Here is a 13,771-nt window from a genome sequence, read left to right as displayed (position 1 = left end):
GGCGGCAGTCGCAGATTGGGAAACCGGAATGCTTGGCACTGGGGTGGTCCGACGTAGCCTGCAACCGGAGAGTAAGTTGGAGCTATGAAATGAAATCCTGCTTGATCGTAGATGACTCAAAGGTCGTACGCATGGTTGCGCGTAAGATCCTTGAGGGCCTGAGCTTCAGCACTGAAGAGGCCGAAGACGGCCAGAAAGCCATTGAGGCTTGCCAGCGTCAGATGCCCGACGCGGTGCTGCTCGATTGGAACATGCCCGTGAAAAACGGGTTGGAGTTCCTCCATGAATTAAGGGCGCTGGGTGGTGACGCCCAGCCGATCGTTGTGTTCTGCACAACGGAGAACGATATGAGCCACATTCGCCAGGCCATGGAAGCCGGTGCGAATGAGTACATCATGAAGCCCTTCGACAGTGACATCATCGAATCAAAATTCGTCCAGGTAGGCCTTATCTAATGCAAGACGAAAGTCCCGCTTCCGGCAGCGGCGATACAGGTAGTGATGACCGCTACAGGGTCATGGTGGTGGACGACTCCGCCGTCATCCGCGGCCTTCTGACCCGTTCGCTCGAAGCCGATCATAGTATCAAGGTGATCGCTTCCGTTGGGAACGGGGAGGTTGCTCTCAAGACTCTGGGGCGCCACGATATCGAAGTCATCATCCTGGATATCGAGATGCCGGTTATGGATGGCCTGACCGCATTGCCCAAGCTGCTGGCTGCGCAACCGGGTGTGAAAGTCGTGATGGCTTCCGCCTTGACCCGCAAAAACGCTGAGGTCAGTCTGCGCGCTCTGCAAGCCGGTGCGGCCGATTATGTCACCAAGCCGAGTTCGACAAGCGAGCTGACTTCCGCCGATAATTTCCAGCGCGAGCTGACGGAGAAGGTCAAGGCCCTTGCGGCGGCCACCCGTAGTGCTCCCAAGGCGAAACCGGCCGTCAAGCCGGTGGCGGGAACCGGAACTGGAAAGGCAGTTGCCCGGCAATCCGGCAGCCTTTATGGCGGCCGCGATATCGTATTGCGTAAGGCGCCGATCATCAGCCCTCGGGTGATTGCGATCGGCAGTTCGACCGGCGGTCCGCAGGCGTTGCTGGAGGTCCTTGTGGACATGACCGCAACCGTAAAGCTGCCGATCCTCATTACCCAACATATGCCGGCGACCTTTACGACGCTACTGGCCGAGCATATCGGCCGCGCGTCCGGGGTGCCGACCAGAGAAGCGGTCGACGGCGATCAGGTCGAGGCCGGGCATATTTACCTCGCGCCGGGCAACTACCACATGGTTGTCGAGGCGAGTGGCGCGTCTTCACGCATACGCCTCAATCAGAACCCGCAGGAGAATTTTTGCCGACCTGCGGTCGATCCCATGCTGCGGTCAATGGCCGCGGTTTATGGGGCGGGCCTGCTGACTGTCATCCTGACCGGAATGGGCAGCGACGGTCAGAAGGGGGCATCTGTTGTTGTCGAAGCTGGAGGTTCTGTGATAGCGCAGGACGAAGCGACCAGTGTTGTCTGGGGGATGCCGGGGGCTGTCGCGACGAGCGGCCTTTGTTCGGCGGTTCTTCCGCTTAAAGAAATTGGGCCCAGCGTCCGCAAGATGGTCATGAGGTCAGCGGCATGAATGTGAATGATTTTGAATACATTGCCCAACTGCTGTATCAGCGCTCTGGCTTGGTCATTACGCAGGAAAAGGCCTATCTGCTGGAAAGTCGCCTCAACCCGGTAGCCCGCAAGTGGGACCTGGATGGGTTCGAGGCGCTGATCACGGCGATGCGGACCAAGAAAGATGAACAGATGATCGTCGACGTCACTGAGGCGATGACGACGAACGAGTCTTTCTTCTTTCGTGATACCCGGCCCTTCGATCAGTTCAGGGACATTGTGCTGCCGCATCTGCTGGAAGCCCGCAAGGCGCAGAAAAAGCTCCGTATATGGAGCGCGGCAAGCTCCAGTGGCCAGGAGCCTTATACCATCGCGATGATTCTGAAGGAATTGGCCGCGCAGATGCCGGGCTGGACCATCGACATCCTCGCGACCGATCTCTCCAAGGAGATCCTCAGCAAGGCGCAGGAAGGTCTCTACTCACAGTTCGAAGTGCAGCGCGGTCTGCCGATTACCTTGTTGATGAAGTACTTCACCCAGGACGGCGACAGATGGCGGATCAACGACGAGATCAAGAAGATGGTGACCTACCGGCCTTTTAATCTGCTGGATAGCCCGGCGGGCCTGGGAACCTTCGACGTGATTTTCTGCCGCAATGTTCTGATCTACTTTGATCAGGAGACCAAGGGCCAGGTGCTTGACCGGATTGCCAAGATCATGCCCGGTGACGGGTTTCTCTATCTCGGCGGTGCCGAAACCGTCCTCGGGATCTCTGATTCTTTTGAGGTCATTCCGGGCCAGCGCGGTGTTTACCGCCTGACCGGCAGCGACGCCGCCTTGGAACTCAAGGTCGGTTGACCACCGCGGGATTTGTTAGAGTATTTGAAGGTGCCGAGACCGATCCGGCAGCATTTCGCCTGACGGTCGACTAAGATACAGATCACACCAAGGCGGCTACGGCCGTGGAACACACAAGAAAAATGGCCGGCTTCCAATAGGAGGCCGGCCATTTTTCTTGTATCGTGGGGAGCATATCCTGCGGCCATCAAGGCCGCAGGGTTCTGGTAAGATCAGGCGTTGGCCGCTTGCTTGGCGGGTTCCGCGCCTTCGGTATTGACCGGATCGCGCAGGACATAACCACGGCCCCAAACGGTCTCAATGTAATTGTCGCCACCGGTAGCGTTCGCCAGCTTCTTACGCAGCTTGCAAACGAAAACGTCGATGATCTTAAGCTCCGGCTCATCCATGCCGCCGTAGAGATGATTGAGGAACATCTCCTTGGTCAGGGTGGTGCCCTTGCGCAGCGACAGCAGCTCCAGGATTCCGTACTCCTTGCCTGTCAGGTGCAGCGGCTGGCTGTCCACCTCGACGGTGCGGGTATCCAGGTTGACCGTCAACTTGCCGGTCGAGATCACTGAGTCGGAATGCCCCTTGGAGCGCCGCACGATAGCCTGGATGCGTGCGACAAGCTCTCGCTTGTCGAACGGCTTGGTCAGGTAATCGTCAGCCCCCACACCAAGGCCCTTGATCTTGTCGTCCAGGCCCGAGAGGCCCGAAAGAATCAGGATCGGCGTCTTCACACGCGCCGCCCGCAGGCGCCGCAAGACCTCATAGCCGTCCATATCCGGCAACATCAAATCAAGAATGATGATGTCGTAGTCGTAAAGTTTTCCGATTTCCAGGCCGTCTTCGCCCATATCGGTCGTGTCACAAACATAGCCTTCTGACCGAAGCATCATTTCGATGCCTTGAGCCGTAGCTGTATCGTCCTCGACAAGCAGAACTCGCATGATGTTTGACCTAATGCCTGTATAATTCGCCTGGGATTTGATTATTAACCATTTTCCCAAGTCTTTGTTAATAAATTCTTACCGGGGGTGACTTCTAAGGCACTGTTTTGTATAGGCGGCGCTAAACGATCGCCCCTGGGCGTTAAACCTCGCCGGCCTGCCAACGATCACCCTGACTTTACTCAACCTTAAGCCCGATGCCGGACACTGTCTGTCGAGGTTGGTATCAATGGGCGTCAAGGCCCCTCTAAGGTCGATCAGGGATGGTGGTTTCCGCTTTCGTTAAGGAAATTGGTCAAGTGGCGGACTACCGCCTCTACGGGCGTGTTGCCGGCGTTCTGGGGATGCTGGTGGAGGTCGCCGGCTTGGACCAGGCGCTGTCGATCGGCTCACGCTGTGTCATCCTTGCTCAGGGCGGCCGCCGGGTGACCTGCGAAGTCATCGGGTTCCGCGACAAGCGGGCGCTGCTTCTACCTTTTGGTTCCCTTGAAGGGGTCGGCCTGGGCTGCAAGGCCGAGGTGTTCGAAAGCGATCCGGTGATTCGCCCGTCGCCGGCCTGGCTGGGGCGCGTGGTGAATGCTTTGGGCAAACCGATTGACGGGAAGGGACCTTTGCCGAACGGGCCTTTGGCTTATGCACTGCGCGCGGCGCCGCCGCCGGCGCACAGCCGCAAAAGGGTTGGCGGCAAGATCGATCTGGGCGTTCGCGCCATCAACACCTTCCTTTCCTGCTGCAGCGGACAGCGGATGGGCATTTTCGCCGGCTCCGGCGTCGGTAAATCGGTGCTGTTGTCGATGCTGGCGCGCTACGCCGAGGCCGATGTCAACGTGATCGGCTTGATCGGAGAGCGCGGCCGCGAAGTTCAGGAGTGGCTTGAAGACGACCTGGGCGCCGAAGGATTGGCCCGCTCCATCGTGGTAGTTGCGACATCTGACGAGCCGCCGCTGATGCGCCGTCAGGCCGCGCACCTTACAGCCACCCTCAGTGAATACTTCCGGGACCAGGGGAGCGACGTTCTCTGTCTTATGGACTCCGTCACCCGCTTTGCGATGGCGCTGCGCGAAATCGGTCTCTCAGCCGGTGAGCCGCCGGCCAGCAAGGGTTATACTCCCTCGGTTTTCGCAGAACTGCCGCGGCTTCTTGAACGCGCCGGGCCGGGGGTCGAGAAAGGATCGATTACCGGGCTCTTTACGGTACTGGTGGAAGGCGACGATCACAACGAACCGGTGGCGGATGCGGTACGTGGCATTTTGGACGGTCACATTGTTCTTGAGCGCGCCGTTGCCGAGCGTAACCGCTATCCGGCTATCAATCTTCTGCGCAGCGTCTCGCGAACCTTGCCGGCCTGTAACAATGAAGCCGAGAACACCCTGGTTGAGCGTGCGCGCCGGCTGCTCTCGACCTACGAGAATATGGCGGAGCTGATCCGCATCGGCGCCTACAAGCAGGGCAGCGACCCGGCGATCGACGAAGCCATTCACTACTACAAAGATCTCGAGGCTTTCCTCAGCCAGAAAAAAGAGGAGCGCAGCGATATGGCCGAGGGTTATGCCGACTTGGCAAACCTGCTCGGCCTGCCGGTTCCTGAAAGTCACGATGAAGAGGTGGGCGCGCAGCCGGCAGCGGAGCCCGGCGGCGAAGCTGATTCCGTTGTAGAGGATAATGCGGTTGATGCGGAGGCCGCTGCGCCGAGCCCACGTGAAAATTCAAAGGACTTTCAAAAACGGCGTCAGCGCATGGCCGAGGCGCTTAGCTTACGGCAGTTGAAGCAGGCGGCGGATCCGCCGCCTCAATCGGTTGATGTAGCCCCGGCGGATGCCGGACTAGGGACGACTCGGTGAACGGTACTTTCGGGGAGATGAGAAACTGTGACGGCTCTTGATCAGTTGGTGCGCGTGCACCGTTGGAATCTGGACGAAAAACGACAGAAGTTGGCTGAGCTTGAGCGCTTGCGCGAGCGTCTGGTGGGGAATATCTCCGTGCTTGATGCTGAGCTGCAGCGTGAGAAGGAGGTCGCGGCAGTTTCTGACGTGACCAGCATTGCCTTGCCGGCTTTCATCCGGGCCACTCTGGAGCGGCGGAAGAAGATCGAGGAATCAGTCGCTGAAGTCGACCGCTCGATCGCTGCTGCGCGTGACGAGATCACCGACGCCTTTCAGGAGTTCAAGAAGTACGAAACCGCCCATGGCAACCATCAGCGCCGCGAAGCGCAGAAGCATTCAAAGCGCGAGCAAGCGGTTGCCGACGAGATCGGTTTGGAACTGCACCGCCGGCAGGTGGCCAGCGGAAGCTGACCGACGCCGACGCTCAGACTTCCAGGCCGGCAGCCTCTTTCTTTGATGGTTGAGCGGACAGCAGCTGCATCCAGTCCTGTGACGTCTGGAACAGCAAATGTCCGCGATAGCCGGCGATCGCATTGGTCTCCTCAAAGAGCGCCAGAAGGTCGCCGCGGGTTACCGCCGGAAGGCGTCGGCGGCTGCGCAGGATGAGATCGAAGTGCTGAGGCCGCACCAGGCCGTCCAACTGCAGCGCACCGTGTTGCCTTAGTTCCAGTTCCAGGACAAAACGTGTCGTCTTGTCGTCGGTCTCGTTGCCGTCGGCGCCGTTGTGCTGGTCCTGCTGGCGCAGGAAAAGGCGGAGTTCCCGCAGACCCTCATCGCTCCAGATCGGAAGTTGAAGCAGTCGCCATTCGCCGCTGCTGGTTTCCACGCTGCGGCTCAGACCGGCGAGTTCACGCCCAAGACGGTCGAGGAACTCACCCCGTTCACCGCGTTCAAGCGCGGCAGCAGGACCTGCCAGCCATCCCAATGGATTTCCCTGTGTGATGGCCGAAAGAAAAAAGAGTATGCCGGAGCCAAGGCGCGGGCCAACCTGGGGCAAGGCGCGCTGCAGCGCCTCCGCTTGAGGGCCGGGAAGGCCGGCCAGAAGGGTTTCCTCCACCATCTGCGATCCGGGCCAGGCGGTGGCAAAACCAGCCGGGATAAGAGGTGGTTTGCTGCTGCTCGGCAGCAGGACCTCGAGCGCCAGGCTGGTGCCGGCGGGCAGATCGACAGCAGCCTTTAAGGTGAGGGTGCCCAAAGGGGTATGCAGGATCGTCGGACCGGCGCTGCTTTTGGCGGTCACCAGGCCGGTCAGGCGCACCGCGCTGCCATCGCCCGCGGTGCTGTCTACTGCGCCGCCACCGCTTTGCCCCGCAGTGCTGCCAATTGCCTGGGCGACCCCTGCCGGCGTGAGGCTCTGCAGTGCAGCCGCGGCGCTGCGCCCGGCGGAGATCACCGTTGCCTGAGGGGCCAGACGCAGGCCTGCCTCTGGGGTGCCCGCCGGGGTGCCCACTGGCGGCGCAGTGGGGATTTGCGTGGCCCGTCCCGCGGTCGGCGCAACCGGGGCGCCCGGGGTTTGAGGCGAGGGGCCTTGAAGCGATGGGCCGCCGGGCGACGCGGTGACCCGGCCAGTGGTTGTGGCGGGGGGTGTTCCGCTGAGGGTGGCTGTGGCGACCTGGGCGGCGGGTTTTCCGATGCCCGCCGCGCTGCCCGGCGGCGACGCGACGCCTGCCGGCGGGGCGCCTGTCGGTGTGGCGCCTGCCGGCGGGGCGGCAGGGCCTGTCCCTGGTGCGGAGGCGCGCGCGCCCGGGCTTCCACTGGCGACGTTGGGCCCGGTGCTCTGGCCCGGCGATCCGATCGAGAGAACGCGCAGAAGCAGCTCGGTCCCCCGGTCTGCGGACGGCAGCCCGGCAAGCAGTGGCAGGGGCGGTGCGGTTTGCAGGGTTGCCCTGATAAGCGATGCCCGGGTGATGAAGTCGGCAGAGAGGGCCGTTGATTGAACCGCCTGGGCCAGGTTCACCTGTGGCAGGGGCAGGGCCGGCGTATGGCCGGCACCTCTGGGTCCGCCGACTTCGCCGCCCGCGGGCGGTGCCGGCTGTTGTGGCGGGGCAGCGTCCAACGGCAGCAGGGTCACGCCGGATTGCGGGCCACCGGGACGGATCTGCAGGATCACCTCGCTGCCGACGGCCAGGTTGCGCGCGACGGCCAGCTTTACGATCGCCAGCCGGGTCTGCACGATCATCAGTCCGGCCTCGTCCTGACCAAGTACCTGTCCGCGCAGGAATTGACCGCTGGAAAGGCGGGCGACTTCGGGCGGCGGGTCAACCAGCCGGGCGGTGAAATCGGTTGTCGTGATCCCCGGGGTTCTGGCGGAGCCTGCCGTTGAACTGGTGAAGAGGTCACGCATCGGGGTGATCCGGTCAGTTCCGTTGGATCAGCCGGCCCGCCAGCTTTTCCACATCGTCGGCCGCTTCGCAGGCCGGGTGGCGGGTCAGGAGCGGAACCTGATGGCGGATGGCATCCTTGACCTTGGGGTCGCGCCTGATAACGCCGGCCAGAGGCGGTGAGATCTTCAGAAACGATTCGCAGGCCTTCAACAGGGTAGCGTAGGTCCGTTCCCCTTCTGCCGGGGAGCCGGCCATGTTGATCACGACGCGGATGTCGCTCTTCGGGTTCAGCTGGTGCGCCAGCTTGATGAAGGCATAGGCGTCGGTCAGGGATGTTGGTTCATCCGTGGCGACAATCAGGTTCGTCTGGGCCAGGGCGGCGAGCTGGCGCACTGTTCGCTCCAAGCCGGCCCCCAGGTCCAGAACGACGCGGTCATAGCCGGTGGAGAGGTCGGCGAGGTCGTGCAGCAGGCCCGCCAGGCGCGGCCCCGGCAGACTGGCCAGGCCGCCGGTGCCGGAGCGCCCGGCAATGACCTCGAAACCCGCATCGGGGTGGCGGGTCGCCGCCTTGGCGAGGGCATACTGGCCGGCCAGGGCGCCCCCAAGGTCGCGGCTGGGCTGCAGGCCCAGTTGAATGTCGACGTTGGCGAGGCCCAGGTCGCCGTCGAAGAGCAGCACGCGCTTGCCTTGCCGCGCCAAAGCCTGCGACAGCGTCACCGAGAGCCAGGTTTTGCCGACGCCGCCCTTGCCGGATGCAACGGCCAGCATATTCAAACAGCTCTGCGGCAGCTTTTCTGAGGCGATCAAGGTTGATTCAATCATGCTGTTAGTCCGCCGCGAGAAGTGAAGAAGGCTCAAAAGGCTCGCAGGTGCTGAGCAGGCGAGCGAGAGAAACGGGATTGACGGCCACCAAACCGGCGCCGATGTGCCGTGAGACGCCGGCGGCAAGAAAACTCATGCTGCTGACATGGGCCGCGGCAAGCAGGCCACCGAACCGGCGGGCTGCATCCAGGCGCGTCGGAATCATTGTCCTGGCGCCGGTGCTGGCGTAGGCGAGGGCTGCATCGGCGGCCTCGGCCGGATCACCGCCGGCCGGCAGGACGAGCGCCAGGGTGGCCTCGGCGGCCTCTGCGGTCTCGCTCAGGCGCCGCAGTTCGAATTCATCGAAGGGGTTGCTGCCGATCGTGTCGATCACGGCCATTTCGTCGGCTTCGCGCTGCTGCACGGCGACCGCAACCGACTCGGGATCGTTGGCGCATACCAGTCTGGCGCCGAGGACCTCGGCAAAGGTCTCTGCCTGGGCTCGCCCGCCTGCCTTGTCAGAGTCCATGGTGATTAGCAGACTGCGCGCACCGGCGAGGCGGGCGCAGGCGCAAAGCTTGGCGGAGGTCACCGATTTACCGGCGCCGGAAGGGCCGATCAGCATAATCGGCCGCTCCGGACCGATTTCGGAAAGCGGCAGGAAGCCAAGCTCATGATCCAGGGCGGCGGCCATTGCCATCATCCAGTCGTCGGACAGCAGGTTGCTCGCGGCATTGAGCAGGCGATCCGCCAGACCTTGCGGCACCCGGTGATGATCCAGGACGGTGGAAATACGGTCAGCGACTTCAAGCCCGCCTTCCAGCACCTCAGGCTCGAAACCGGTGCCGTCTTCTGCTTCCAAGGCCGCGGTGACTTTGACACCCTTCAAGCCGTCATCCTGGGTCGAGAGGATGATTGCCTCGTCACCAAGCAGGCTGCGCACCTGATCCATCGCCTCGGGTAGGGTTTTGGCGGTAAAGCTACGCAGCAACATCAGATCTGACCCAGCGTCTTGATCTTCGCCTTGGCGTGGACCTCATTCTGGGAGAGCACAACCGTGGCCGGCCGGAAGCGCTCGACAATCGAGCGGACGAAAGGGCGTACCGGCGGGCTGGTCAGCAAAACCGGGCTTTCACCCAGCATGGCGTGGCGTTCGAACGTCTGGCGGACGGCGGCGATGAACTCCTGCAGGCGGCTGGGCGCCATCGACAGCTGCCGTTCCTCGCCGTCGCCGACGATAGCTTCGGCAAAGGACTGTTCCCACTGTGGCGACAGCGTAATCATGGGAATGAAGCCTTGCTGATTCAGCTGCTCGTTGGAGATCTGCCGCGCAAGCCGGGCGCGGACATGCTCGGTGATGGCCGTGACGTTGCGGGTATAGCCGCAAGCCTCCGACACGCCTTCCAGAATGGTCGGGAGGTCGCGTACGGAGACCCGCTCCGACAGCAGGTTCTGGAGAACGCGCTGCAGACCGCCCACGGTGATCTGACTGGGGATCAGGTCGCCGATCAGCTTTTGCTGCTCGCTGTCCTGCTCGTCCAGAAGCTTCTGGGTCTCCGCATAGGACAGTAGTTCGGCCATATTGTCCTTGATCATCTCGGTCAGGTGGGTCGTCACCACGGTCGGCGGGTCGACCACCGTGTAACCACGGAAGAGCGCTTCCTCGCGGCTGCTCTCATCGCACCAGAGCGCCGGCAGGCCAAAGGTCGGCTCCACGGTTTCCTCGCCCGGCAGCGGTATCTTCTCGCCCCTCGGGTCCATGACCAGCATCATGTTGGGGCGCAGTTCTCCGCGTCCCGCCTCAATCTCCTTTACCCGGATAACATAGGTGTTGGCCGGTAACTGCAGATTGTCCTGGATGCGCACGGAAGGCATGACGAAGCCGATTTCCTGCGCCAACTGGCGTCGCAGAGATTTGATTTGATCGGTCAGGCGCTGCCCGCCCTGGCCGTTGATCATCGGCAGGAGGCCGTAACCAAGCTCCAGGCGGACGTGATCGATCTGCAGGGCGCTGGCGATCGGCTCCTCAGCCACCGGAACGGCGGCGTCCGAGGCGACCAGTTGCGCCTGTTCCGCGACGACCCTTGCGTTTCGTCTGCTGGCAAACCAGGCGCCCGCGCCGGCGATTCCCGAGAGCGCGAGGAAGGGCAGGGCCGGAATGCCGGGGAGCATAGCAAGCGCCATCATCAGGAAGGACGAGAGGCCGAGCGCCAGCGGATAGCCGCTGAGCTGTCCGATCAGCGCCTTGTCCATTGAGCCGGTGCCGGCCGACTTGGTGATCAGGAGGCCGGCCGCAGTGGACACGATGAGGGCCGGTATCTGGCTTACCAGGCCATCGCCGACGGTCAGCAGTGTGTAGGTTTCTGCAGCTTCCCCGAAGCTGAGGTCTTTCTGCGCGACGCCGATGATCATGCCGCCGATGACGTTGATGAAGGTGATCATCAAACCGGCAATGGCGTCGCCACGGACGAACTTGGCGGCGCCGTCCATGGAACCGAAGAAGTTACTCTCGTCCTCCAACTCCTTGCGCCTTGTCCGGGCCGTTGCCTCGTCGATCAGGCCGGCCGACAGATCGGCGTCGATGGCCATCTGTTTGCCGGGCATGGCATCCAGGCTGAAGCGCGCCGACACTTCGGCGATGCGCCCGGAGCCCTTGGTGATCACGATGAAATTCACGATCACCAGGATGCCGAAGATGATCATGCCGATGACGAAGCTGCCGCTCATCACGAAGTTGCCGAAGGCCTCGATCACCTTGCCGGCGGCATCGGTGCCGTCGTGCCCTTCGGAGAGGATCAGCCGCGTCGACGCCATGTTCAGCGCCAGGCGCATCATCGTGGCGATCAGCAGGACGGTTGGGAAAGAGCTGAATTCCAGCGGCTTGCCGATGAACAGTACGGTCATCAGGATCAAGACTGAAAAGGTAATGGAGACGGCGAGGGAGACGTCCAGCATCCAGCTGGGCATCGGCAGGATGAGGACGACCAGGATCGTCGTCACACCCAGCGCAAGCGCCACGTCGCCGCGCTTGAGTATATTGACGATTGCGGTCAGCTGGCCGCCGCCGGGACCCGTCTGCTCTGCGTTGGTTTCTGCCATCTTGGCTATCTCGCTGCGCGATCCGACCTAGCTCAGGCTGGTGCGCGCTCGTTTTCGCCGGGCATAGGAACGGCGACGCCATCCTGACTGTAGAGCTTCAGCTTGTTGCGCAGGGTCCGGATCGAGATGCCGAGAATATTGGCTGCGTGGGTGCGGTTGCCCAGGCAATGCTGCAGGGTGTCCAGGATCAGGTCTTTTTCCACGTCGGCGACCGTGCGGCCCACCAGTACCTTGACGTCACCGGCAGCCGTCTCGTCCTCGGCGGCGCTGGCCGCTGCTCTATCGGCGCCGTCACCCTCTGCCGGCATCAGGCTCTGGCCGGTCAGGATGATGGCGTTCGGGTCGATGACGCCGTCGCGCGCCAACAGCACTGCGCGATGCATGGTGTTCTCAAGTTCGCGAACGTTGCCGCGCCAGTGATGCTTGGAAAGGATGTCCTGCGCTGCTGCGGTTACCTGCAGCGGTGGCACCCCGTTCGCCTCGGCGTACTTGGCGGCAAAGTGCTGGGCAAGGATCGGGATGTCCTGAGGGCGGTCGCGCAGCGGCGGCAGCGGAATGTTGACCACGTTCAAACGGTAGTAGAGGTCCTCCCGGAAGCTGCCGTCGCGAACGGCCTGCTCCAGGTTGCGATTTGAGGTGGCGAGAAGGCGGATGTCGACCTTGATCGGCTTGCCGCCACCAACCCGGTCGATCTCCCGCTCCTGGATCGCACGCAGCAGTTTGGCCTGCAGACGCGGATGCATTTCGGAGATTTCGTCCAGCAGCAGCGTACCGCCGTTGGCTTCTTCGAATTTACCGACACGGCGCGTGACCGCCCCGGTGAAGGCACCTTTTTCGTGACCGAAAAGCTCTGATTCCAAAAGGTTTTCAGGAATGGCCGCGCAGTTGACGGAGATGAACTGCTCGTTTGAGCGCTTGGACTTGGTGTGGAGGAAGCGGGCCATGACCTCTTTACCGGTGCCGGACTCACCGGTGATAAGGACGCTGGCGTCAGAAGGGGCGACCTGCTCGGCCAGGCGCAGCACCTCGCTCGTGGCCGGATCGCGGAACACGACGGTGCTGGTCTCCTCGGCGACGGCGGAAAGCACGGCGGCGATCAACTCAGCATCCGGTGGCAGGGGAATGTACTCCTGCGCCCCGGCTCGAATCGCATCTGCGGCGGCACTCGGCTCGGTTCCGATTCCACAGGCGACGACCGGCACCGCAATGCGCTCCCTCGTCAGGCAGCTGCAGAGGTTCCCGACATCCAGGTTGACTTCGACCATCACCAGATCGGCGCCTTGCCCTGATCTGAGGGCGTTCATCGCGTCCTCGATATCGTCGACATGAGCAACCTTTGCGCCGCTTTGCAGCGCGAGCTTGCCCGCTGTCGCGAGGTGTCCGTCCAGGGTTCCCACTATGAGAAGCCGCATGCCTTCTCTCCAAGTCTTAACTGTTGTTTCCGATACCGAATTCTAACTGAAGTAATCTACCCGCTGACTGGGCGCCAAGACCGTGTTCAGCAGCATTTCCAGGCGTCGCGGGTTCTCTTGGCGGCTTATGGAAGCCGCCCCGATCGTGTAAATCTGGCGCACCACAGATTCGATCTGGGCATTGCGCTCAAGCTTGGTGGCGAGCGGTGTGAACACCATGTTGGCGAGAACCGCGCCATAAAAAGTCGTCAAAAGGGCCACAGCCATGGCCGGGCCGATGGTCGAAGGGTCGTCCAGGTTGCCCAGCATCTGGACCAGGCCGACGAGGGTGCCGATCAGCCCCATGGCCGGCGCGACTTCGCCGGCGCGGCGCAGTATGCCGGCGGAACGCAGATGGCGCTCGTAGGTTGCCTGGGTGTCCTGCGCCAGGATGCGTTCGACCTCCTCTGCCGGCAGTCCGTCGACCACCAGGGAGATCGCATGGTGGAGGAAAGGGGCGTCCGCCAACTCGTCGGTGACATTCTGAAGGGCGAGGCGGCCGCGCTTGCGGGCCAGGTCGGCAAGGTAAAGCGCCTGCAGGACCGCATTCTCCTGGGTTTCGGCATGATAGACCGCCGCCCTGAACATAAGGCCCTGGGCATGACCTACTTCACCCAGGCTGAATGAGACGGTGGTCACCAGGAAGGTGCCGCCGATAACGATCAGGACCGCAGGGATATCCAGAAAGGCCGAAGGTTGCCCGCCCAGCACCATGGCCCCTGCGATCATGGCAAAGGCGCCGCTGATGCCGAGCAAGGTGGCGAAGTCAACAGTCGGGCTCAACCGCGGCGCCTTTGGCGCTGCAGCGATTTGCTCGCGACTGC

General features: G+C 62.4%; 12 protein-coding genes. 5 read left to right on the top strand and 7 right to left on the bottom strand.

The genetic code is table 11. The annotated features are described in order from the left end of the window. Positions 1-89 precede the first annotated feature (89 nt). The 3 genes from HBA54_RS12925 to HBA54_RS12915 are packed head-to-tail and all read left to right on the top strand — an operon-like array spanning position 90 to position 2,457. A complete protein-coding gene (locus HBA54_RS12925; protein ID WP_167225174.1) occupies positions 90-455 on the top strand; it encodes a response regulator in 366 nt (121 codons plus the stop codon). Beyond that, a complete protein-coding gene (locus tag HBA54_RS12920; RefSeq protein WP_322096036.1) occupies positions 455-1,618 on the top strand; it encodes a protein-glutamate methylesterase/protein-glutamine glutaminase in 1,164 nt (387 codons plus the stop codon). The genes HBA54_RS12925 and HBA54_RS12920 overlap by 1 nt, the downstream gene beginning before the upstream one ends. After that, a complete protein-coding gene (locus HBA54_RS12915) occupies positions 1,615-2,457 on the top strand; it encodes a CheR family methyltransferase (RefSeq protein WP_167225170.1) in 843 nt (280 codons plus the stop codon). Before HBA54_RS12920 ends, HBA54_RS12915 begins: the two co-directional genes overlap by 4 nt. A gap of 212 nt (positions 2,458-2,669) precedes the next feature. Here HBA54_RS12915 and ctrA read toward each other — a convergent pair whose 3' ends face one another. Next, positions 2,670-3,389 carry a response regulator transcription factor CtrA gene (gene ctrA / locus HBA54_RS12910; RefSeq protein ID WP_167225168.1) on the bottom strand — a complete coding sequence of 240 codons (720 nt, stop codon included), beginning with the start codon at positions 3,387-3,389 and terminating at the stop codon, positions 2,670-2,672. Between the two features lie 263 nt (positions 3,390-3,652). Here ctrA and fliI point away from each other — a divergent pair, with 263 nt between their 5' ends. Both fliI and HBA54_RS12900 read left to right on the top strand, forming a co-directional pair. After that, a complete protein-coding gene (fliI, locus tag HBA54_RS12905) occupies positions 3,653-5,230 on the top strand; it encodes a flagellar protein export ATPase FliI (RefSeq protein WP_167225166.1) in 1,578 nt (525 codons plus the stop codon). 27 nt (positions 5,231-5,257) lie between these two features. Further along, positions 5,258-5,683, top strand: coding sequence for a flagellar export protein FliJ (locus tag HBA54_RS12900; RefSeq protein ID WP_167225164.1), 426 nt, complete (start codon positions 5,258-5,260; stop codon positions 5,681-5,683). 13 nt (positions 5,684-5,696) lie between these two features. Here the strand turns inward: HBA54_RS12900 and HBA54_RS12895 are convergent, their stop codons facing one another. Genes HBA54_RS12895 through HBA54_RS12870 form a run of 6 tightly spaced genes read right to left on the bottom strand, consistent with a single transcriptional unit; the run spans position 5,697 to position 13,730 of the window. Then, on the bottom strand, positions 5,697-7,616 hold the full coding sequence (locus tag HBA54_RS12895; protein ID WP_167225162.1) for a hypothetical protein: 1,920 nt from the start codon (positions 7,614-7,616) through the stop codon (positions 5,697-5,699). A 13-nt stretch (positions 7,617-7,629) separates the two neighbouring features. Beyond that, positions 7,630-8,418 (bottom strand): MinD/ParA family protein, encoded by a 789-nt coding sequence (locus tag HBA54_RS12890; protein ID WP_167225161.1) that lies wholly within the window; start codon positions 8,416-8,418, stop codon positions 7,630-7,632. A 4-nt stretch (positions 8,419-8,422) separates the two neighbouring features. Next, positions 8,423-9,391: a flagellar biosynthesis protein FlhF gene (locus tag HBA54_RS12885; RefSeq protein WP_167225159.1), complete on the bottom strand. Its 969-nt coding sequence runs from the start codon at positions 9,389-9,391 to the stop codon at positions 8,423-8,425. Further along, entirely contained in the window at positions 9,391-11,496 is a 2,106-nt protein-coding gene (gene flhA / locus HBA54_RS12880; protein ID WP_167225157.1) for a flagellar biosynthesis protein FlhA, read from the bottom strand. The genes HBA54_RS12885 and flhA overlap by 1 nt, the downstream gene beginning before the upstream one ends. A 32-nt stretch (positions 11,497-11,528) precedes the next feature. Beyond that, the gene (flbD, locus tag HBA54_RS12875; protein ID WP_167225155.1) at positions 11,529-12,908 is read right to left on the bottom strand and encodes a sigma-54-dependent transcriptional regulator FlbD; all 1,380 of its coding nucleotides are present in this window, start codon (positions 12,906-12,908) and stop codon (positions 11,529-11,531) included. A gap of 42 nt (positions 12,909-12,950) precedes the next feature. After that, positions 12,951-13,730: a motility protein A gene (locus HBA54_RS12870; protein WP_240932663.1), complete on the bottom strand. Its 780-nt coding sequence runs from the start codon at positions 13,728-13,730 to the stop codon at positions 12,951-12,953. Positions 13,731-13,771: the final 41 nt, after the last annotated feature.

This window comes from Pelagibius litoralis (assembly GCF_011683915.1).
Lineage (GTDB): Bacteria > Pseudomonadota > Alphaproteobacteria > Kiloniellales > Kiloniellaceae > Pelagibius > Pelagibius litoralis.
This window is presented reverse-complemented; position numbering and strand designations above follow the sequence as displayed.